The 22,009-nt window shown below is 58.0% G+C and carries 19 protein-coding genes; 10 read left to right on the top strand and 9 right to left on the bottom strand.

Translation table 11 applies throughout. The annotated features are described in order from the left end of the window. Positions 1-48: 48 nt before the first annotated feature. The 4 genes from JFT81_RS14120 to JFT81_RS14105 all read right to left on the bottom strand — a co-directional run bounded on the left by JFT81_RS14120 (position 49) and on the right by JFT81_RS14105 (position 3,218). Entirely contained in the window at positions 49-459 is a 411-nt protein-coding gene (locus JFT81_RS14120; RefSeq protein WP_201227773.1) for a SufE family protein, read from the bottom strand. Continuing rightward, positions 456-1,661 (bottom strand): cysteine desulfurase, encoded by a 1,206-nt coding sequence (locus tag JFT81_RS14115; protein ID WP_201227772.1) that lies wholly within the window; start codon positions 1,659-1,661, stop codon positions 456-458. The genes JFT81_RS14120 and JFT81_RS14115 overlap by 4 nt, the downstream gene beginning before the upstream one ends. A 128-nt stretch (positions 1,662-1,789) precedes the next feature. Next, on the bottom strand, positions 1,790-2,824 hold the full coding sequence (dapD, locus tag JFT81_RS14110) for a 2,3,4,5-tetrahydropyridine-2,6-dicarboxylate N-succinyltransferase (RefSeq protein WP_141128834.1): 1,035 nt from the start codon (positions 2,822-2,824) through the stop codon (positions 1,790-1,792). Between the two features lie 31 nt (positions 2,825-2,855). Beyond that, entirely contained in the window at positions 2,856-3,218 is a 363-nt protein-coding gene (locus JFT81_RS14105; protein WP_201227771.1) for an ArsC family reductase, read from the bottom strand. A gap of 294 nt (positions 3,219-3,512) precedes the next feature. On the opposite strand from JFT81_RS14105, the gene JFT81_RS14100 reads away from it, so the two are divergent. Beyond that, positions 3,513-5,144: a Na+/H+ antiporter gene (locus tag JFT81_RS14100; protein WP_201227770.1), complete on the top strand. Its 1,632-nt coding sequence runs from the start codon at positions 3,513-3,515 to the stop codon at positions 5,142-5,144. A 12-nt stretch (positions 5,145-5,156) separates the two neighbouring features. Here JFT81_RS14100 and JFT81_RS14095 read toward each other — a convergent pair whose 3' ends face one another. The 5 genes from JFT81_RS14095 to map all read right to left on the bottom strand — a co-directional run bounded on the left by JFT81_RS14095 (position 5,157) and on the right by map (position 11,701). Further along, positions 5,157-5,798 (bottom strand): hypothetical protein, encoded by a 642-nt coding sequence (locus tag JFT81_RS14095; protein WP_201227769.1) that lies wholly within the window; start codon positions 5,796-5,798, stop codon positions 5,157-5,159. A gap of 101 nt (positions 5,799-5,899) precedes the next feature. After that, positions 5,900-6,628: a M12 family metallopeptidase gene (locus JFT81_RS14090; protein ID WP_201227768.1), complete on the bottom strand. Its 729-nt coding sequence runs from the start codon at positions 6,626-6,628 to the stop codon at positions 5,900-5,902. Positions 6,629-6,792: 164 nt separating this feature from the next. Next, complete coding sequence (gene dapC, locus JFT81_RS14085) at positions 6,793-7,992, bottom strand: succinyldiaminopimelate transaminase (protein ID WP_201227767.1); 1,200 nt, start codon at positions 7,990-7,992, stop codon at positions 6,793-6,795. Positions 7,993-8,174: 182 nt separating this feature from the next. Beyond that, a complete protein-coding gene (locus tag JFT81_RS14080) occupies positions 8,175-10,877 on the bottom strand; it encodes a [protein-PII] uridylyltransferase (RefSeq protein WP_201227766.1) in 2,703 nt (900 codons plus the stop codon). Positions 10,878-10,918: 41 nt separating this feature from the next. Further along, complete coding sequence (map, locus tag JFT81_RS14075; protein WP_201146704.1) at positions 10,919-11,701, bottom strand: type I methionyl aminopeptidase; 783 nt, start codon at positions 11,699-11,701, stop codon at positions 10,919-10,921. Positions 11,702-12,074: 373 nt separating this feature from the next. Between map and rpsB the strand changes: the two genes are divergently transcribed. The 9 genes from rpsB (at position 12,075) to bamA (ending at position 21,995) form a co-directional block, all read left to right on the top strand. After that, complete coding sequence (rpsB, locus tag JFT81_RS14070; protein WP_095189367.1) at positions 12,075-12,812, top strand: 30S ribosomal protein S2; 738 nt, start codon at positions 12,075-12,077, stop codon at positions 12,810-12,812. Between the two features lie 192 nt (positions 12,813-13,004). Beyond that, positions 13,005-13,868: a translation elongation factor Ts gene (gene tsf, locus JFT81_RS14065; protein ID WP_201146705.1), complete on the top strand. Its 864-nt coding sequence runs from the start codon at positions 13,005-13,007 to the stop codon at positions 13,866-13,868. Between the two features lie 209 nt (positions 13,869-14,077). Continuing rightward, complete coding sequence (gene pyrH, locus JFT81_RS14060; protein ID WP_003222124.1) at positions 14,078-14,821, top strand: UMP kinase; 744 nt, start codon at positions 14,078-14,080, stop codon at positions 14,819-14,821. Further along, positions 14,818-15,375 (top strand): ribosome recycling factor, encoded by a 558-nt coding sequence (gene frr / locus JFT81_RS14055; protein ID WP_201146706.1) that lies wholly within the window; start codon positions 14,818-14,820, stop codon positions 15,373-15,375. The genes pyrH and frr overlap by 4 nt, the downstream gene beginning before the upstream one ends. Positions 15,376-15,389: 14 nt before the next feature. Beyond that, positions 15,390-16,145, top strand: coding sequence for a polyprenyl diphosphate synthase (uppS, locus tag JFT81_RS14050; RefSeq protein WP_201146707.1), 756 nt, complete (start codon positions 15,390-15,392; stop codon positions 16,143-16,145). Continuing rightward, entirely contained in the window at positions 16,145-16,951 is an 807-nt protein-coding gene (locus JFT81_RS14045) for a phosphatidate cytidylyltransferase (RefSeq protein WP_201227765.1), read from the top strand. Before uppS ends, JFT81_RS14045 begins: the two co-directional genes overlap by 1 nt. Further along, positions 16,948-18,138, top strand: a complete 1,191-nt coding sequence (gene ispC, locus JFT81_RS14040; protein ID WP_201227764.1) for a 1-deoxy-D-xylulose-5-phosphate reductoisomerase — start codon at positions 16,948-16,950, stop codon at positions 18,136-18,138. Before JFT81_RS14045 ends, ispC begins: the two co-directional genes overlap by 4 nt. Positions 18,139-18,192: 54 nt before the next feature. Continuing rightward, positions 18,193-19,545, top strand: a complete 1,353-nt coding sequence (rseP, locus tag JFT81_RS14035; protein ID WP_201227763.1) for a sigma E protease regulator RseP — start codon at positions 18,193-18,195, stop codon at positions 19,543-19,545. A gap of 74 nt (positions 19,546-19,619) precedes the next feature. Beyond that, positions 19,620-21,995 carry an outer membrane protein assembly factor BamA gene (gene bamA, locus JFT81_RS14030; RefSeq protein WP_201227762.1) on the top strand — a complete coding sequence of 792 codons (2,376 nt, stop codon included), beginning with the start codon at positions 19,620-19,622 and terminating at the stop codon, positions 21,993-21,995. Positions 21,996-22,009 lie beyond the last annotated feature (14 nt).

Raw genomic sequence — 22,009 nt, 5'->3', positions numbered from 1 at the left:
GGTGTCCATTTGGAACCGGGCAAGACGCATCGCGAGCAAGCTTTGCTCCTACACGGCTGTGGCCAGCTCATTCATCCGCTGCAGCACAGCATTCAGGCCATTGCTGCGCGAGGGCGATAACTGGCGCGAAAGGCCGAGTTGATTGAACCAGTCTGGCAGATCAACTTGCTGTAACTCAGCGGCAGACAAGCCGTTAACCCGCAACAGCAACAACGCCACCAACCCGCGAATCATCCGCGCATCGCTGCTGGCGCTGAATTGCCAATGACCGTCGCGCAACGATCCCACCAGCCACACCTGACTCTCACAGCCATGCACCCGGTTGGCCTCGCACTTGTCTGCGTCATCCAACGGCGGCAAGCGATCACCAAACTGCATCAACAACCGCGCCCGCTGCTCCCAGCCCGCCGCATTCTGAAAAGTCTGCAACGCCTCGGCAGCCTCAATCGGCAGGCTCATCGCAACAACTCCAGCGCCTGATCCAGCGCGTCAAAGAAGCGCTCCAGATCCTCCGAATCGTTGTACAACGCCAGTGACACGCGAATCGCCCCGGCCAGCTCAAAGCTTTTCAACAGCGGCATCGCGCAATGATGTCCGGCGCGCACAGCGATGCCTTGCTCTGTCAGCAAGTGCGCCAGATCGGCGTTGTGCACACCTTCAACGACGAAACTCGCCAGCGCCAGTTGCGGCTTGCCGAGCAGACGAATGCCATTGCGAGCGGCGAGGCCACGCAGCAGGTAGTCATGCAGCGCCACTTCATGAGCCGACACCGCGTCTTGATCCAGACCCGCCAGATAATCCAGCGTCGCGCCGAGGCCAATCACACTGGCAATCGGCGGCGTGCCGGCCTCGAAACCCAGCGGTGCAGGGCGAAAGCGTGAATCGTGAAAGTTGGCTTCCAGCACCATTTCGCCGCCAAATTGCCATGGCTTCAACTGTTCGAGCGCAGCATTGCGCCCAAACAACACGCCGACGCCGTCGGGGCCATAGAGCTTGTGACTGGAAAACACATAGAAGTCGCAACCGAGCGCTTGGACGTCGTGCCGACCGTGCACCACGCCTTGGGCGCCGTCGACCACGGTCAGGGCGTTTTGCGCCTTGGCCATGCCCAGCAAGGCCGGCAAAGGCTGCCAGGCGCCAAGCACGTTGGACAACTGACTGACCGCCAGCAATCGCGTGCGCGGGCCTATCAAATGCACCGCGGCAGCGAGGTCGATCACGCCGTCGTCGTCCAGCGGCAGGATCACCAGTTTCAGTTGGCGACGTTGCGCCAGTTGCTGCCACGGCAGCAGGTTGGCGTGATGCTCCAGGGCGCTGATGACAATTTCATCGCCCGGATGGAAAAGATGTTCCAGGCCATAAGCCAGGAGGTTCAGCGCACTGGTGGCGCCGTGGGTAAAGATGATCTGCCCGCTGTCACCGGCATTCAGCCACTGGGCAACCTTCAGCCGACTGTCCTCGAACGCCTGCGTCGCGTGAGCGCCGGGCAGGTGTTGCGCACGATGCACGTTGGCTGCGCCATTGGCGTAGTAATGCGCCAGTGCGTCGAGCAGGGCTTGCGGTTTTTGTGTGGTGGCGGCGTTGTCCAGATAGGTCTGGTCTTGTCGTTGCAGCGCGGCGATGGCCGGGAAATCGGCACGCCAGGGGGAGGGAATCATCATCTGTTCAGCCCTGTGAACTTGGGCGGGGTGTACACAAGACACTGTGGGAGCGAGCCTGCTCGCGAAGGCGCCCATATGGACGCCAAAAGCTTCGCGAGCAGGCTCGCTCCCACAAGTGCCTGCGGCACTTAGTTGTGAGCGTGCAGCGCTTCGTTCAGTTCGATCGCCGATTTGTGGGTTTTGCATTCCACAGCACCGGTTTCAGAATTGCGACGGAACAGCAGGTCGGTCTGACCCGCCAGCTCACGCGCCTTCACGACTTTGACCAGGTTGTTGTTCTCGTCCAGCAAAGCAACCTTGGTGCCGGCGGTGACGTACAGGCCAGACTCAACAGTGTTGCGGTCGCCCAACGGAATACCGATACCGGCGTTGGCGCCGATCAGGCAGCCTTCGCCAACCTTGATCACGATGTTGCCACCGCCCGACAGGGTGCCCATGGTCGAGCAACCGCCGCCCAGGTCCGAACCCTTGCCGACGAAGACGCCAGCGGATACGCGGCCTTCGATCATGCCCGGGCCTTCGGTGCCAGCGTTGAAGTTGATGAAACCTTCGTGCATCACGGTGGTGCCTTCACCGACGTAAGCGCCCAGGCGCAGACGCGCGGCATCAGCGATGCGCACGCCGGCCGGTACCACGTAGTCGGTCATTTTCGGGAACTTGTCCACCGAGAACACTTCCAGCAGCTCGCCACGCAGACGGGCTTCCAGTTGCATTTCGGTCAGTTCGCTCAGGTCGATCGCGCCCTGGCTGGTCCACGCTACGTTTGGCAGCAGCGGGAAAATCCCGGCCAGGCTCACGCCATGCGGCTTGACCAGACGGTGCGACAGCAGGTGCAGCTTGAGGTAGGCCTCAGGCGTCGAGGTCAACTGCGCGTCTTCAGCCAGCAGGGTGGCGACCAGCGGTTTGTGGCTCTCGGCCAGACGGGTCAGCAGTTTGCCTTGAACGGCGTCGATGCCCTTGACCGCTTCAGCCAGTTGCGCAGCCTGTGCGGTGGTGAAGGTGATGGCCTGGTTGCCTTCGGTGTAACCAAGGATCGGCGCAACGGCAGCGACCAGTTCGGCCGAAGGATTGAGCAGTGGCTGTGCGTAGAACACTTCGAGCCAGGCGCCTTGACGGTTTTGCGTGCCGACACCGAAGGCAATGCTGAACAGGGAGTTGGACATGTGAATACCTCTACAAAGAGTGACGGGCTGCTTACTTCAGAGCGGCCGCGTAGATATCTGGCTTGAAGCCAATCAGGGTTCGGTCACCGAGATCGAGCACCGGGCGCTTGATCATCGAGGGTTGAGCGAGCATCAGTTCGATGGCTTTCGATTGGTCGAGATCGGCTTTGCGTTCGTCGTCGAGTTTGCGAAAGGTCGTGCCTGCGCGGTTCAACACCGTTTGCCAGCCGTGCTCGTCACACCACTGAGTCAGGTGTTCGCGGTCGATACCGGCGGTTTTGTAATCGTGAAAGTCATAGCTGACAGCGTGTTCATCGAGCCAGGTGCGCGCCTTCTTCATGGTGTCGCAGGCTTTGATGCCGAAAAGGTGCAACGTTTTACTTGAATCGGTCAAGGAATCGCCCCCTTTACTGGTGCTGGAGAAAAATGGTGTCGGATTATGCCATGACCAAACGGTTTCGCGGCGCCTGAGGTCGATTTCCCACCGCAAAACCCTGTAGGAGTGAGCCTGCTCGCGATGGCGATTTACCTGCCACTGACTTTGTTGAACGTTAAACCGTTATCGCGAGCAGGCTCACTCCTACAAGGGGATATGTTGCAGGGCTGCGACATAGGTGCAACGGTCTTACGCAGCCTAAGCGGCTAATATGGCAGTTCAACGCTGTCGATCGTCTGAGATTTTCGCTTTATGCAAACTGCTTACACCGTCCTGATCCTGCTGATGTTGGTCAGCATCTCGCGTTTGGTCGGGCGCGTCATCCCGCTGCCGCTGCCTCTGGTGCAGATCGCCGCCGGTGCCTTGCTGGCCTGGCCGACGCTGGGGCTGCATGTCGCCCTTGATCCCGAACTGTTCCTGTTTCTGTTCTTGCCGCCGCTGCTCTTTTCCGATGGTTGGCGCATGCCCAAACGTGAACTCTGGCATTTGCGTGGGCCGATTCTGACGCTGGCGGTCGGGCTGGTGCTGTTCACGGTGGTGGGGGCCGGGTATTTCATCCACTGGTTGCTGCCGACGATTCCACTGCCGGTGGCTTTCGCATTGGCCGCTGTTCTGTCGCCAACGGATGCCGTGGCCGTCTCGGCAATTTCGCAAAACCGTTTGCCCACGCCATTGATGCATATGTTGCAGGGCGAAGCGCTGATGAACGATGCCTCGGGTCTGGTGACGTTCAAGTTCGCCTTGGCCGCAGCAATTACCGGGGTGTTCTCGCTGACCAACGCCAGCCTGACCTTTGTCGTGGTGGCGCTTGGCGGTTTGGCGGTCGGCGTGGCGTTGAGTTGGCTGGTCGGGCGTTTGCGTGCGTGGATGATCGCGCGCGGCTGGGACGACCCGGCGACCCACGTGGTGTTCATGTTGCTGCTGCCGTTCGCTGCTTATGTATTGGCTGAACGCCTCGGCGTGTCGGGCATTCTTTCGGCGGTGGCGGCTGGGATGATGCAGAGCTGGCTCGATCTGCTGCCACGTCAGACCAGCACCCGCTTGCTCAATCGCAGCGTCTGGTCACTGCTGGAATTCGCCTTCAACGGGTTGATCTTCCTGCTGCTCGGTCTGCAATTGCCGGACATCATCAAAGCCGTGGTCAGCCATGAACCGACGTTGTGGCCAACATTGTTCTATCGCGGCCTCGACGTCGTGGCGATCTTCCTCGCGTTGGTATTGCTGCGGTTTATCTGGGTGCAGAGCATCTGGCGTTTGTCGGTATTGCTGCGGCGTTGGCGCGGTAAAGGCGAGCTGACTCAAGTGCCAACCGCACGTTCCTGCTGGTTGCTGACGGTTGGCGGTGTGCGCGGCGCGGTGACGCTGGCGGGTGTGATGTCGGTGCCGATGTTGATGGGGGCGGACGCATTTCCCGAGCGCGACTTGCTGATCTTCATCGCCGCGGGGGTGATCTTGCTATCACTGGTGTCGGCGTGCATCGCGCTGCCACTGTTGCTGCGCGGAATCGAAAAGAGCCCGGACGACAAGCGCCGCCAGGAAGTCCGCGATGCCTGGCGCAAGACCGCCGAAGCGGCGATCCACGCGCTGGAAACCGAAGAGCTGCCGCCGCAGGATGCCGCACACGCGGCGCTGGCAGCGGAGCTCAAGGCGCGGATCATGTCCGAATATCGTCATCAGCTCGAAGTGTTCAACGATTCCGCCGAAGCCCAGGCGATGGCGTTTCAGATGGACCTGCTGGAACGGCGTTTGCGTTTGAAGGCGCTGCGGGCGCAACGCCTGGAACTCTATAGCCTTAGCCGTCATCACGAGATTGGCGATGACGTATTGCGTGAGGTGCTGGGTGAGCTTGATTTGAGTGAAGCGAATCTGGGTCAGGTGAAATAGCCGATTTCGGGTTTATACCGGACAGGGATAGGCCTTTGCCATGAAGGCTTTATCCTTCTCGCTGAGAACCAGATTCAAAAAGTTCTGAAAGCCGCCCTCGGTCCAGGACTGATGGATGACGTAGTGCATGATCGACTTGCGGTCGTACTCGGAATAAATGCTTTCACTGGGAGCTGCACGATCAAGATACCAATCGTGCAGTCTTTGACGCGTGGCGCTCGCCTGGGCGTCATCTTCTTCAGGCTGGGCAGTCAGCCCATGTTGCTTGTAAAAGGCTGGTTTGTCCCAAGGTATGTTTGCCGTAGGGTTGGTCTGTTCATGCTCTGCGCCCAGCATGTGACCGAACTCATGCATCACATTGGCGGCGAAATAACGAGCATGAATGGGTGAGTGGGGCCAGAGCGTCATCGTTTGTTCGTCGATTTTGAGCAGTGCATCGGTACCGATGCTGGACGAAAATTCGCCTTCCCTGCTGAGTATGCGGATGTCGCCTTCTATACCTTCAACGAAATCGAACTTCAAATTGATGTGTGGCAGCCAATTGTTGGCCGCAGCGATAGTGGCAGTCTTGAATTCCTCTGTACCGTTGAGGAAAGCGATGCGCAAAGTCTGACCAGGCGTCCAGAGTTTGGAGGGGTTGTTTTTGGCCCACATTATGCATCTTGCTCCATGCGAGTGTTAAGACGGATGCAGGTGATGCAAGTTGATTTGATAAGCATGTTGTAACTTCCTTGTTTCATTGTTTTAGTCAGTGCTCAGCGCGGATAAAGTAATGCCATCATCTTTTTGTCTTTCTTGCTGATTGTCCGATTGATTGGGTTTTCCCAGTCTCCCAGAGTCAGCGTTTTAGCGACGGGATGATGCATGATGGATTTGCGATCGTAATCGGTATAAATCGCCTCGATGGTCCCGAAGGGCGTGAGCATGTTTTGGTCGACTTGCGCGCGGGTCAGCGGGTTCATTTCGCGATTCTGATAAAATTCGTACACCTTCGGTTTATCCCAGGGAATGTTGGCTTTCGGGTGTTGATGCTCATGCATGGCACCCAGTGCGTGGCCAAATTCATGGGTGACGATGACATCGAAATCCTCATGGTCGGTTGTGACCCCAAGGTTCATGGTGGGCCAGTCCGGATGAATGAGTAACGCGTCTGTGCCGAGCATGGAGCTGTTGTCGTTGTTCTTCGTGGCGATACGAATATCGCCTTGCAGATCATCAACGAAATCGAAAGTAAGGTTGATAAACGGTAACCAGCGACTGGCAGCGTCGATGATTTTCTGTTTGTGATCCGCATCGACCTCATCAATGAACGCAATCTTTAAGGTGCGACCATTCGCCCATAGTTTGGAATAGTTGATAAGCGAACGTTTGGAACGGCCGCTATTGCGAGTACCTGCATTCGCCGGAGTTTCATTGATGGCGGCTTCATAGGCCGCTTGATCATCCGGCCATTGAACGAGCGTGCAGTCTTGAAGGGTATTCATGTTTTACTTCTTCCATGAAGTTGTGGTTGGTTTGTTATCAGGCACAGGAAAGTGCGCACCGGAAGAGTAAACGTCTCTCGGTGAGAAGTGGATTTATATATACGTTGGAAGTGTTTCTTGATATGGAAAGTTACCGTGCCAGTATTGCTGGCACGGTGGAGTACTTATCGTTGGCGGGTGATGAAGTCACGAATGCGTTCTGCGGCTTCCACGCATTCTGCCAATGGCGCGACCAGTGCCATCCGTACTCTACCCGCCCCCGGATTGACGCCATCCACGTCACGGGAAAGATAGGAACCCGGCACCACGGTCACGTGCTCTTCGGCGAACAGGTCGCGGCAGAACGCGGCATCATCGCCTTGCACATTCGGCCACAGGTAGAAACTGCCATCCGGACGTTGTACGTCCATCACCGGGCCGAGAATCTCCAGTACCGCGTCGAACTTCTCGCGATACAACGCACGGTTGGCGCGTACATGCACTTCGTCATTCCATGCAGCGACGCTGGCCAGTTGGGTTTGCACCGGCATCGCGCAGCCGTGGTACGTGCGATACAGCAGGAAACCCTTGAGGATGTCGGCGTCGCCGGCGACGAAACCGGAGCGCAGGCCCGGCAGGTTCGAGCGCTTGGACAGGCTGTGGAACACCACGCAACGTTTGAAATCCTTGCGGCCCAGTTCTACGCAAGCGGTGAGCAGGCCTGGCGGCGGAGTTTGCTCATCGAAGTACAGCTCGCTGTAGCACTCGTCCGCAGCGATCACGAAGTCGTATTCGTCAGCCAGGGCGATGAGTTTTTTCAGCACATCGACCGGGATCAGCGCGCCGGTCGGGTTGCCCGGCGAGCACAGGAACAGGATCTGGCAGCGCTTCCAGATGTCCGGCGAAACCGCATCGAAATCCGGGTTGAAGCCGTTCTCGTCGAGGCACGGCAGGTAGTGCGGCTTGGCTCCGGCGAGGAACGCAGCACCTTCGTAGATTTGATAGAACGGGTTCGGGCTGACCACCAGCGCGTCGTCGCCACGGTTGACCACGGTCTGGGTGAACGCGAACAACGCTTCACGGGTACCGTTGACCGGCAGCACGTTGCGCGCCGGGTCGATCCAGCCGCTCGGCACGCCGAAACGACGCTCGCACCAGCCGGCGATGGCTTCGCGCAGGGCTGGAATGCCGAGGGTGGTCGGGTACACCGCCATCTGATCCAGACTGTTTGCCAGCGCCTCCGCGACAAAACCTGGCGAGCGGTGTTTCGGCTCACCGATCGACAGGGCGATCGGGCGTTTGTCCGGGCTCGGCGTGACGGTGCCGAGCAAGGCACGAAGCTTCTCGAACGGGTAGGGCTGGAGCTGGTTCAGAGCGTTGTTCATTGGGGCCTCTTTTAAGTGTGAAAGGGGAGCCATTGTGGCGAGGGGATTTATCCCCGTTCGGCTGCGAAGCAGTCGTAAACCCTGTGCGTGCGGACTTTCAGTCAAATCGCAGTGAATGGTTTTAGGGCCGCTACGCAGCCCAACGGGGATAAATCCCCTCGCCACAGGGGAAAATCATTGATTCAAATACTGATTCGCGAAAGCTTGATATCCGGTTCCTGATTGACGCTCAGTTGCTCAACGATCGCATCCTGCAAACGGCTGCACAGCAACGGGTCGGATAACGGTTGGTTATGCGCGTCGGTGATGAAGAACACGTCTTCCACCCGCTCGCCCAAGGTCGCAATCTTGGCATTCTGCAGCGACAGGTCGAACTCCAGAAAGATCCCGCCGATTCGCGCCAGCAGGCCTGGACGATCCGGTGCGGTGAGTTCCAGCACTGTCACCGGGCGCTGGGCGTCGTTGTGGATCGTCACTTGGGGTGCGAAGGCAAAGTGCTTGAGCTGACGCGGCACGCGACGCTGGATGATCGTCGGATAGTCGTCCGGATTACGCAGCGCTTCGGTCAGGCCTTCGCGGATCTGCTTGACCCGCGCCGGATTGTCGCCGATGGATTCACCTTCGTTATCGAGCACGATGTAGGTGTCGAGGGTGAACTGGCTGCTCGACGTGATAACCCGGGCGTCGTGAATGTTCAGGTTGAGCTGATCCATCGCCGCCACGGTCACGGCGAAGAAGTCATGCTGGTCCGGTGCATAAATGAAGATCTGCGTGCCGCCCTCGAACTCGCGTTGGGTGGTCTCCTTGATCAGCACCAGCGGCCCGCCATCGACCGGCTGCTGCAGGATCGCGTCGCTGTGCCAGGCCACGTCGCCAGCAGTGTGGCGCAGGAAATAGTCATCGCCCAACTGCGCCCACAACTGTTCGACGTCGTCCGGGTCGGTGCCGCCGCGCACCAGAATGTCCAGCGCGGCGCTTTGGGTCTGGCGGATCTGCTCTTCGCGATCCACCGGGTTTTCCAGACCTCGGCGCAGGGCACGCTTGGTTTCGGTGTAGAGCTGGCGCAACAGGCTGGCGCGCCATGAGTTCCACAGCGTCGGGTTGGTGGCGTTGATGTCGGCGACGGTCAACACGTAGAGGTAATCGAGGCGGGTTTCATCGCCAACCGCTTGCGCGAAGTCGTGAATCACCTGCGGGTCGGACAAGTCCTTGCGCTGCGCGGTGGTCGACATCACCAGATGGTTCTGCACCAGCCAGACAATCAGGCGGCTGTCCCACACGGGCAACTGATGGCGCTGGCAGAACGCCTCGGCATCAACCGCACCGATTTCCGAGTGGTCGCCATGCCGGCCTTTACCGATGTCGTGGTACAGGCCCGCCATGTAGATGAGTTCGGGCTTGGGCAGCTTGGCCATGAGCTTGGCGGCCAGCGGGAATTTTTCCGACACCTGGGTGTACTGCAACTTGCGCAGATGTTTGATCAGGTTCAGCGTGTGCGCATCGACTGTGTAAATGTGGAACAAGTCGTGTTGCATCTGCCCGACGATAAAGCCGAATTCCGGCAGATATCGCCCGAGAATGCCGTAACGGTTCATCCGCCGCAGGTTGCGGTGAATGCCGATTTTGCACTTGAACAGCTCGATGAACAGGCTGGTGTTGCGAATGTCGTTACGGAAGTTGTCGTCGATCAGGTGACGGTGCTCGCGCAGCAGACGAATGGTGTCGGCGCGCACGCCTTTGATTTCAGGCTGCTGCGCCATCAGCACGAAAATCTCGAGCATGGCGAACGGCGTGCGGCGGAACACGTTGTCGTTGCGCGCCTCGATATAGCCGTCATGCAACTGGAAGCGCGAGTTGATCGGCTGTGGCGGCGCTTCGTCTTCCGGCGCGAGGATGACCTCTTCGAAGTGCTGGATGATCAGGTCGCTGAGCTGAGCAATGCTCATGACCACGCGGAAATATTGCTGCATGAAGTTTTCGACGGCCTGTTTGGCATCGTCGCCTTCAAAGCCAAGCAAGCCGGCAATGGTGCGCTGATGATCGAACAGCAGCCGATCCTCGGAGCGGCCCGCCAGCATGTGCAGGGCGTAGCGCACTTTCCAGAGGAATTCCTGCGAGGAGGCGAGCAGGGCGTTTTCGCTCTCGACCAGGAAACCTTCGCCGGCTAGGGCGCGCAGGTTGAGCGTGCCGTACTGGCGCCGGGCAACCCAAAGAATCGTCTGGATATCCCGCAGTCCGCCGGGTGAGCCTTTGACGTTGGGTTCCAGGTTGTATTCGGTATCGTTGTACTTGTGGTGACGGGCCTTCTGTTCGGCGCGCTTGGCCAGGAAGAACTCCTTGGCCGGCCACATGTGGGCGGTGCTGGTGACATCGAGCATGCGCTGGCGCAGGCGTTCGGGGCCGCAGATGGTGCGGCTTTCCATCAGGTTGGTGACCACCGTCAGGTCCGCGCGCGCTTCTTCGGCGCACTCATCGACCGAGCGCACACTCTGGCCGACTTCCAGGCCGATGTCCCACAGCAGCGTAAGAAAACGTTCGATGGAGTCGCGGAAAACTTCGTGATCGGCGCTGTCCAGCAGGATCAGCAAGTCGATGTCGGAATACGGGTGCAATTCACCCCGGCCGTAGCCGCCGACCGCGACCAGCGCGATGTCGGCGTCATCGCTCCAGCTGAACTGCTCCCAGGCCTTTTGCAGGATGTTGTCGACGAACCAGGCACGGTCTTCGATCAGGCGGCGGATGTCGCGGCCATTGCGAAAACGCGTGTCGAGCACGTCGCGGGCCTGGCGGATCGCCTTCTTGAACGCTGCAATAGGACTCGCTTTCAGGGCCAGTTCAGCCTGGAACTGGCCGCGGTCGAAGAGTTCGGGATCCACCTGCGGCATCGATTGGCTTTCCTTCTATAAGGCTGGGAGCGTTGAGTGGATCAGGCCGAGACGCGCGGGATGGTGTCGTCGGCGCGCAAGGTGAAGATCTCGTAACCGGTGTCGGTGACCAGCAGGGTGTGTTCCCACTGCGCCGAGAGCTTGCGGTCCTTGGTGATCGCGGTCCAGCCGTCGCCCAATACTTTGGTGTCGGCCTTGCCCTGATTGATCATCGGCTCGATGGTGAAGGTCATGCCAGCCTTCAGCTCCATGCCGGTACCGGCGCGGCCGTAATGGAGGATTTGCGGTTCTTCGTGGAACACCTTGCCGATGCCGTGGCCGCAGAACTCGCGTACCACCGAGAACCCGTTCTTTTCAGCATGCTTCTGGATCACTTCACCGATGTCGCCGAGGCGGCAGCCGGGTTTGACGATCTCGATCGCCTTGTACATGCATTCCTGGGTGATCTGCGACAGGCGCTCGGCCCACACTGGCACTTCGCCGACGTGGAACATGCGGCTGGTGTCGCCGTGGTAGCCGTCTTTGATGACGGTCACGTCGATGTTCAGGGTATCGCCGTTTTTCAGCGGTTTGTCGTTCGGGATGCCGTGGCACACCACGTGGTTGATCGAGGTGCAGATCGACTTCGGATAGCCCTTGTAGTTGAGCGGGGCAGGGATGGCCTGCTGCACATCAACGATGTAGTCATGGCAGATCTGGTTCAGTTGGTCCGTGGTCACGCCTGGTTTGACATGTTCGGCAATCATTTCCAGCACATCGGCGGCCAGTTTGCCGGCGACACGCATGCCAGCGATGTCCTCGGGGGTTTTGAGGTTGACGGTCATACAGGCTCTCTCTGCGCTCGGCGGCGCTTGCTGATACGGATAGGGTGGCAGGTGTGCGTTTTGCGACCCTGAAAAACGCGATTCTAACAGACGGAAGGAGCAAATCCGCGCCTGCGTGCATCGCTTCTCTCTATACAATGGTGCGTTTGAAGCCGATTCCAAGGGGGCTGCGCCCATGTCCTTGGTGCGAATACAGATTTCGGGTTCCGTTTCTGCGCACCCTGTGGTATAAAATGCGCCGCTTTCCGGGGATACCCCGAAAGGCTTAAATCCACACACGTGTCGACACGATGACCTGGGTGCTTTTGGCTTTATGCCACTGGTTGGTCATTGGGATACGTGGAGGCCAAACCCGACTTATTAAGGAACTATCATGTCCCAAGTCAATATGCGCGATATGCTGAAGGCCGGTGTGCACTTCGGTCACCAAACCCGTTACTGGAATCCGAAAATGGGTAAGTACATTTTCGGCGCGCGTAACAAGATTCACATCATCAACCTTGAAAAAACCCTGCCAATGTTCAACGAAGCTCTGACTTTCGTAGAGCGTCTGGCCCAGGGCAAAAACAAGATTCTGTTCGTCGGCACCAAGCGTTCCGCTGGCAAGATCGTTGCTGAAGAAGCAGCACGTTGCGGCTCGCCGTACGTCGATCACCGCTGGTTGGGCGGCATGCTGACCAACTTCAAAACCATTCGTGCTTCCATCAAGCGTCTGCGTGACCTTGAAGTTCAAGCCGAAGACGGTACTTTCGCCAAGCTGACCAAGAAAGAAGCGCTGATGCGCACTCGTGATCTTGAGAAGCTGGATCGTTCGCTGGGCGGCATCAAGGACATGGGCGGTCTGCCAGACGCACTGTTCGTGATCGACGTTGACCACGAGCGCATCGCGATCACCGAAGCCAACAAGCTGGGCATCCCGGTAATCGGCGTTGTCGATACCAACAGCAGCCCGGAAGGCGTTGACTACATCATCCCAGGCAACGATGACGCAATCCGCGCTATCCAGCTGTACATGGGTTCGATGGCTGACGCAGTAATCCGTGGTCGCAACAATGTTGGCGGCGGCACTGTAGAATTCGCAGCTGAAGAAACTCAGGCTGCAGCTGAGTAACTGACGCCCTGGCGTTGACTCAGTAAGCAAAAAGGGGGCTTGGCCCCCTTTTTGCCACCTCGAAAACCATTTGTTGGCGGCGCAGCTACAGGATCTGTAACGTGCAGCAGCTACAAGGTGGGGCTCGGGACGAATTGAACGCCCGTTCGATCGGGTGGAATGGTTGAAAACCTATCCAAGAGGAATTTGAAAATGGCAGCAATTACTGCAGCGTTGGTTAAAGAACTGCGCGAGCGTACCGGCGAAGGCATGATGGATTGCAAGAAAGCCCTGGAAAAGGCTGACGGCGACATCGAAAAAGCCATTGATGACATGCGTGCTTCGGGCGCAATCAAGGCTGCCAAAAAAGCCGGTAACGTAGCAGCTGAAGGCGCTATCGCTCTGAAAGAAGACGGCAAATCTGCCGTTCTGCTGGAAGTGAACTCGCAGACCGACTTCCTGGCTCTGCAGGACGACTTCAAGGCATTTGTTGCTGCAAGCGTTGAAAAAGCGTTCGCCGACAAGCTGACTGATGTTGCTCCGCTGATCGAAGCTCAAGAAGCTGCTCGCCTGGTACTGGTCGGCAAGGTTGGCGAAAACGTCAACATCCGTCGTCTGGTTCGCGTAGAGGGCGACGTTGTTGGTGGCTACCTGCACGGCAACAAGATCGGTGTTGCAGTTGTTCTGAAAGGCGGCAACGTTGAACTGGCCAAAGACATCGCTATGCACGTAGCGGCCAGCAACCCTGAGTTCCTGCTGCCATCGGAAGTTTCGCCTGAAGCTATCGAGCGCGAAAAAGCTGTGTTCCTGCAGCTGAACGAAGAAAAAATCAAAGGCAAGCCAGAAAACATTGTTGAAAATATGGTCAAAGGCCGTATCAGCAAGTTCCTGGCAGAAGCAAGCCTGGTTGAGCAGGCGTTCGTCAAGAACCCTGAAATCAAGGTTGGCGAGCTGGCCAAGAAAGCTGGCGCTGAAATCGTTTCCTTCACTTACTTCAAAGTAGGCGAAGGCATCGAGAAGCCGGTCGACAACTTCGCTGAAGAAGTTGCTGCCCAGCTGGCTGCCGCCAAGCAATAAGACAGTTTTTTCAACTGTCGCCGAAAGAGGCTGCCCGCTCACGCGCGCAGCCTCTTTTCAGATGGGGTGACCAATTTTTATTGGTTTGCACCTGGAACTGACTTACAAAGCCATGTTCCGATGGCGCTGAAGCAGCGCCAAGCTAGAGTGAACGCCAGCTGTAAACAGCTCGCAAAGAATTTTTAAATACGCCGCAGGAGAGATTCGCAATGGCTCAGCAGGGCAGTGGTTATCAGGCTCGCTATAAACGCATTCTACTCAAGCTTAGCGGCGAGGCCCTGATGGGCTCGGAAGAGTTCGGGATCGATCCGAAAGTTCTGGATCGCATGGCGCTGGAAGTCGGCCAACTGGTTGGCATCGGCGTACAGGTCGGTCTGGTGATCGGCGGTGGCAACCTGTTCCGCGGTGAAGCCCTGAGCAAAGCCGGTATGGATCGGGTAACTGGCGACCACATGGGCATGCTGGCCACTGTGATGAACGCCTTGGCCATGCGCGATGCGCTGGAACGCGCCAATATCTCGGCCATCGTCATGTCGGCCATTTCCATGGTCGGTGTGACCGATCACTACGATCGCCGCAAAGCCATGCGTCACCTGAACTCCAAAGACGTGGTAATTTTCGCCGCCGGTACCGGTAACCCGTTCTTCACGACGGATTCGGCTGCGTGCCTGCGCGCAATCGAAATCGATGCTGACGTCGTGCTGAAAGCGACCAAGGTCGATGGCGTCTACACCGCAGATCCGTTCAAAGACCCGCATGCCGAGAAGTTCGATCATCTGACTTATGATGAAGTACTGGATCGCAAGCTGGGCGTGATGGATCTGACCGCTATTTGCCTGTGCCGCGACCACAAGATGCCGTTGCGTGTATTCAACATGAACAAGCCCGGTGCCCTGCTGAACATCGTCCATGGCGGCGCTGAAGGCACCCTGATCGAGGAAGGTCAACAATGATCAACGAAATCAAGAAAGACGCTCAAGAGCGCATGCAGAAATCCCTGGACTCCCTGAACCACGCATTTGGTCAGATTCGTACAGGCAAGGCTCACCCAAGCATTCTGGGTAGCGTGATGGTGCCGTACTACGGCGCAGACACCTCCATCACCCAAGTGGCCAACATCACTGTGAAGGACTCGCGCACCCTGCAGGTCGTGGCCTTCGAGCGCAATATGCTCGCCGCCGTCGACAAGGCTATCCAGAGCGCTGGCCTGAACCTCAACCCGACCAACCTGGGCGAGTTGCTGCTGATTTCCATGCCGGCTCTGACCGAAGAAACCCGCAAGGGCTTCACCAAGCAAGCGCGCAGTGCAGCGGAAGATGCACGTGTTGCGGTGCGAAACATTCGTCGCGATGCTCTGGGCGAACTGAAAAAACTGGTTAAAGACAAAGAAATCAGCGAGGACGAAGAGCGTCGCGCTGCTGCCGATATTCAGAAGCTCACCGACAAGGCTGAAGCTGATATCGATGCGGCCACCAAGCAAAAAGAAGCGGATCTGATGGCCGTATAAGGGTCGAGTTTTAAATGGACAAGACCAAGCAGACTGCGCCGTCCGCGGTGCCGCGCCATGTCGCGATCATCATGGATGGCAACAATCGCTGGGCGAAAAAACGCTTTATGCCAGGTGTCGCCGGGCATAAAGCGGGTGTCGATGCTGTGCGGGCGGTGATCGAGGTGTGCGCTGAGGCCAAGGTTGAAGTATTGACCCTGTTCGCCTTTTCCAGTGAAAACTGGCAGCGTCCGGCCGATGAAGTCAGTGCCTTGATGGATCTGTTCTTCAAGGCGCTGCGTCGTGAGGCCAAGCGCCTCAACGACAACAACATCAGCCTGCGCATCATTGGCGATCGCTCGCGCTTTCATCCTGAGCTTCAGGCTGCAATGCGTGAAGCAGAAGCCATGACCGCAGGTGCCAACCGTTTCATCCTGCAGATCGCCGCCAATTACGGCGGTCAGTGGGATATCGCGCAAGCCGCACAACGTTTGGCGCGTGAAGTCCAGGCCGGGCATCTGCGTCCGGAGGACATCACTCCGGATCTGTTGCAAACCTGTCTGGCAACCGGTGATCTGCCGTTGCCGGACCTGTGTATCCGCACGGGTGGCGAGCACCGCATCAGCAATTTCCTGCTGTGGCAGTTGGCCTACGCCGAACTGTACTTCTCCGACCTGTTCTGGCCGGACTTCAAACACGATGCCATGCGCAATGCGCTGGCCGATTTCGCTTCGCGCCAACGTCGCTTCGGTAGAACGAGCGAACAGGTTGAAGCTGGAGCCCGGGTTTAATGCTTAAACAACGAATCATCACTGCGCTGATCCTGCTGCCGATCGCCTTGTGCGGTTTTTTCCTGCTTGAAGGTTCCGGTTTTGCCCTGTTCATCGGTCTGGTCGTGAGCCTGGGAGGCTGGGAATGGGCACGTCTGGCGGGCTTTACCGCACAATCTTTCCGCGTCGGCTATGCCGCCGTCGTCGCCTTGATGTTGTTCGTCATGTATGTGCTGCCGGGTCTGGCGCCATGGGTGCTGGGGGCTTCGGTGCTTTGGTGGGCGGTGGCGACGTATCTGGTACTGACCTATCCGCGTTCCAGCGAACATTGGTCTACGGCTGCCACCAAGCTGGTCATCGGTCTACTGATTTTGTTGCCGGCCTGGCAAGGGCTGGTGCAGATCAAGCAGTATCCGTTGGGTAACTGGCTGATCATGGCGGTGATGGTGCTGGTGTGGGGCGCTGATATTGGTGCCTACTTTTCTGGCCGTAAATTCGGCAAGCGCAAATTGGCGCCTCAGGTCAGTCCGGGTAAAAGCTGGGAAGGTGTTTATGGTGGTCTGGCATTGAGCCTGGTGATCACCGCCATCGTCGGGCTGGTGCGTGACTGGACCGTTGCCGAACTGCTCAAGGCCTTGATTGGCGCAGCGCTGATCGTCTTTATTTCCGTGGTGGGCGACCTCACCGAGAGCATGTTCAAGCGTCAATCCGGCATCAAAGACAGCAGTAATCTGCTGCCGGGGCATGGCGGTGTGCTTGATCGCATCGACAGTCTGACGGCGGCAATTCCGGTGTTTGCCGTGCTGCTTTGGATGGCTGCACCGTGAGTCGTCCTCAACAGATTACCGTGCTGGGGGCGACTGGCTCGATCGGTCTGAGTACCCTCGACGTCATCGCTCGTCATCCTGAGCGTTATCAGGTTTTCGCCTTGAGTGGTTTCACGCGTCTGAGTGAGCTGCTGGCCCTGTGCGTCCGTCACGTGCCGCAATTTGCCGTAGTGCCGGAAGCGGTCGCTGCTCGTGGCTTGCAGGATGACCTGCGCGCCGCCGGTTTGCCGACCCGCGTGCTGGTCGGGGAGGAGGGCCTGTGTCAGGTTGCTTCCGCTCCAGAAGTCGACGCAGTGATGGCGGCGATCGTCGGTGCTGCGGGCCTGCGCCCGACGCTGGCGGCGGTCGAGGCCGGCAAAAAGATTCTGTTGGCCAATAAAGAAGCGCTGGTAATGTCCGGTGCCTTGTTTATGCAGGCCGTGCGAAAGAGCGGTTCTGTTCTGCTGCCGATCGATAGCGAACACAATGCGATTTTCCAGTGCATGCCACGGGATTTTGCAAGTGGCTTGAGTTCGGTTGGCGTGCGTCGGATTCTTCTGACAGCCTCCGGCGGCCCCTTCCGGCAGACATCGATGGCCGAACTGGCGCATGTTTCACCTGACCAGGCGTGTGCGCATCCGAACTGGTCCATGGGGCGCAAGATCTCCGTGGATTCCGCCAGCATGATGAACAAAGGGCTTGAGTTGATCGAGGCCTGCTGGTTGTTTGATGCCAAGCCGTCGCAGGTTGAAGTGGTGATTCATCCGCAGAGCGTGATCCATTCGCTGGTCGACTATGTCGATGGCTCGGTTCTCGCGCAGTTGGGTAATCCTGATATGCGTACGCCGATTGCCAACGCCTTGGCCTGGCCAGAGCGCATCGACTCGGGTGTGGCGCCGCTGGATCTGTTTGCGGTCGCGCGTCTGGACTTCGAGGCGCCGGATGAACAGCGTTTCCCTTGCCTGCGCCTGGCGCGTCAAGCAGCCGAAGCAGGCGATAGCGCGCCGGCCATGCTGAATGCGGCCAACGAAGTCGCGGTGGCAGCGTTTCTCGATGGGCGGGTTCGCTACCTGGAAATCGCGAGTATCATCGAGGAAGTCTTGAGTCTGGAGCCGGTTGTCGCGCTGGATGATCTCGATGCGGTATTTACCGCTGATGCGAAAGCCCGGGTTCTGGCGGAGCAATGGCTGAATCGGCACGGCCGATAGATTTTGTAACACAATGGCTGCACGCGGCACTGAACAGGTTTGCGGAGAAAGTAGATGAGCGCGCTCTATATGATTGCCGGCACCCTGATCGCTTTGGGTGTACTGGTCACCTTTCACGAATTCGGCCACTTCTGGGTCGCGCGGCGCTGTGGCGTCAAGGTTCTACGTTTTTCCATAGGCTTTGGCATGCCTCTGCTGCGCTGGCACGACAAGCAAGGCACTGAGTTCGTGGTTGCCGCGATTCCGCTGGGTGGCTACGTCAAGATGCTCGATGAGCGTGAAGGCGAAGTCCCGTTCGAGCAGCTTGATCAGTCGTTCAATCGCAAGTCCGTACGCCAGCGTATCGCCATTGTCGCCGCGGGTCCGATTGCCAATTTCCTGCTGGCGCTGGTGTTCTTCTGGGTCCTGGCCATGCTTGGCAGTGAGCAGATACGTCCGGTCATAGGTGCGGTCGAGTCCGGCAGTATTGCCGCCAGGGCCGGTTTGGGTGCGGGTCAGGAAATTGTCGCAGTCGACGGTGAGCCGACTACGGGATGGGCGGCGGTAAACCTGCAGTTGGTGCGTCGCCTGGGGGAAAGCGGCTCATTGCAATTGCTGGTGCGTGAGCAGGGCTCCAATGCTGACTCGCCGCGCGAGTTGATGCTGGATCACTGGCTGAAAGGCGCAGATGAGCCGGATCCGATCCGTTCGCTGGGGATTCGTCCCTGGCGCCCGGCCTTGCCGCCAGTGCTCGCCGAACTTGATCCGAAAGGCCCGGCGCAGGCTGCTGGCCTGAAGACCGGTGATCGCCTGCTGTCTCTTGATGGTCAGGCGCTTAACGACTGGCAGCAAGTGGTTGATACGGTTCGTACGCGTCCTGATACCAAAATCATGCTGCGCGTCGAGCGTGATGGTGCTCCAATCGACGTCCCTGTGACCTTGGCGGCGCGCGGTGAAAGCAAGTCGCCGAGTGGTTATCTGGGCGCAGGCGTCAAAGCTGTCGACTGGCCGCCGGAGATGATTCGCGAGGTCAGTTATGGGCCTTTGGCCGCGATTGGCGAGGGCGCCCGACGTACTTGGACCATGAGCGTTCTGACGCTCGATTCACTGAAGAAAATGCTGTTCGGCGAGCTCTCGGTAAAAAACTTGAGTGGACCGATAACCATTGCTAAAGTGGCGGGCGCTTCTGCCCAGTCGGGTGTCGCTGATTTCCTGAATTTCCTTGCTTATCTGAGTATTAGCCTGGGCGTTCTGAATTTGCTGCCCATTCCTGTACTGGATGGGGGGCATTTGTTGTTTTATCTGATCGAGTGGGCGCGTGGTCGTCCCTTGTCGGATCGGGTGCAAGGTTGGGGGATACAGATCGGTATCAGTTTGGTGGTCGGGGTGATGTTGCTTGCTCTGGTCAACGATCTGGGTCGACTGTAACGCTTCGCTGAATTGCGAATCTGCCGCATTTTGCGGCAGTTTGTTTATTGCCAGTTGGAATAAGAAAGGACTTCATGAAACGTCTGCTGCTAACTGCGGTTCTCACCGTATTGATGATCGCCGAAGTTCACGCCGAGTCCTTCACTATCTCTGATATTCGCGTCAATGGCCTCCAGCGGGTCTCCGCGGGTAGTGTCTTTGGTGCCTTGCCGTTGAACGTCGGCGAGCAGGCGGATGATCGTCGCCTGGTGGAATCCACTCGTGCGTTGTTCAAAACCGGTTTCTTTCAAGATATCCAGCTGGGCCGCGAAGGCAACGTTCTGGTAATCACGGTTGTCGAGCGCCCATCCGTCGCCAGTATCGAGATCGAAGGCAACAAGGCGATCTCCACTGAAGACCTGATGAAGGGCCTCAAGCAATCCGGTCTGGCCGAAGGCGAGATCTTCCAGCGCGCCACCCTTGAGGGTGTGCGTAACGAACTGCAACGTCAGTACGTCGCGCAAGGTCGTTACTCGGCTACCGTCGATACCGAAGTGGTCTCGCAGCCGCGTAACCGCGTTGGTCTGAAAGTGAAGATCAACGAAGGCACCGTTGCCGCCATTCAGCACATCAACGTGGTAGGCAACACGGTTTTCCCTGAAGAAGACCTGACCGACCTGTTCGAACTGAAAACCACCAACTGGCTGTCGTTCTTCAAGAACGATGACAAGTACGCCCGTGAAAAGCTGTCCGGTGACCTGGAGCGTCTGCGTTCCTACTACCTGGACCGTGGCTATATCAACATGGATATCGCTTCGACCCAGGTGTCCATCACTCCGGACAAGAAGCACGTCTACATCACTGTCAACGTCACCGAAGGCGAGAAGTACACCGTTCGTGACGTCAAACTCAGTGGTGACCTGAAAGTCCCTGAAGACCAGGTCAAGTCGCTGTTGCTGGTGCAGAAAGGCCAGGTGTTCTCGCGCAAGCTGATGACCACCACCTCGGAACTGATCACCCGTCGTCTGGGTAACGAGGGTTACACCTTCGCCAACGTCAACGGCGTGCCGCAGCCGCACGATGATGACCACACTGTGGACATCCTGTTTGCTGTCGACCCGGGCAAGCGTGCCTACGTAAACCGTATCAACTTCCGTGGCAACACCAAGTCGGAAGACGAAGTGCTGCGTCGTGAAATGCGTCAGATGGAAGGCGGCTGGGCTTCGACCTACCTGATCGACCAATCCAAGACCCGTCTTGAGCGTCTGGGCTTCTTTAAGGAAGTCAACGTTGAAACCCCGGCTGTGCCAGGTGTCGACGACCAGGTGGACGTTAACTACAGCGTTGAAGAGCAAGCGTCCGGTTCGATCACCGCCAGTGTCGGTTTCGCCCAGAGTGCTGGTCTGATCCTCGGTGGTTCGATCACCCAGAACAACTTCCTCGGTACCGGTAACCGCGTCAGCGTCGGCCTGACCCGCAGCGAATACCAGAGCCGCTACAACTTCGGCTATGTTGACCCGTACTGGACCGCCGATGGCGTGAGCCTGGGTTACAACGCGTTCTATCGCACCACCGACTACAAAGACCTCGATGTTGACGTAGCCAGCTATGCGGTAGACAGCCTGGGTGCCGGCGTGAACGTTGGCTACCCGATCAGTGAGACTTCGCGTCTGACCTTCGGTCTGTCCGCTCAACAGGACAAGATCAAGACCGGTACCTACACCGTTGACGAGATTTTCGACTTCGTAAACAAGGAAGGCGATCAGTATCTGAACTTCAAGGCTTCGGCCGGCTGGTCCGAGTCGACGCTGAACAAAGGCGTATTGCCTACCCGTGGCCGTTCCCAGAGCCTGACCCTGGAAACCACCATTCCGGGCAGCGATCTGTCGTTCTACAAACTTGATTACCGCGGTCAGCTGTTCCAGCCGATCAGCGAGAACTACACCCTGCGTCTGCACACCGAGCTGGGTTATGGCGACGGTTACGGTTCGACTGACGGCTTGCCGTTCTATGAAAACTACTATGCTGGTGGTTTCAACTCGGTTCGTGGCTTCAAGGACAGCACCCTCGGCCCTCGCAGTACGCCGAGTAAAGGTACTAACCCGGGCACGTTGGCTGACCCGGACCAGGATCCACTGCCGTTCGGTGGTAACGTCCTGATCCAGGGTGGTGTCGAGGTTCTGTTCCCGCTGCCATTCGTCAAGGATCAGCGTTCCCTGCGTACTTCGGTATTCTGGGATGTCGGTAACGTATTTGACTCCAAGTGCTCGGACACTACGAACGCTAACGGTTCCAAGTCGAACACTCAGTGCAACGACATCAGCCTGAGCAACATGGCCAGTTCCGTCGGTGTGGGTGTGACCTGGGTCACCGCACTGGGTCCTCTGAGCTTCGCGTTGGCCATGCCGATCAAGAAACCGGATGACGCTGAAACTCAAGTGTTCCAATTCTCCCTCGGCCAGACGTTCTAAGCGTCTGACCCAAG

The organism is Pseudomonas sp. TH43, from assembly GCF_016650635.1.
Taxonomy (GTDB): domain Bacteria; phylum Pseudomonadota; class Gammaproteobacteria; order Pseudomonadales; family Pseudomonadaceae; genus Aquipseudomonas.
Note: the sequence above shows the minus strand (reverse complement) of the source record. Positions and strands in the feature narration are given on the sequence as shown.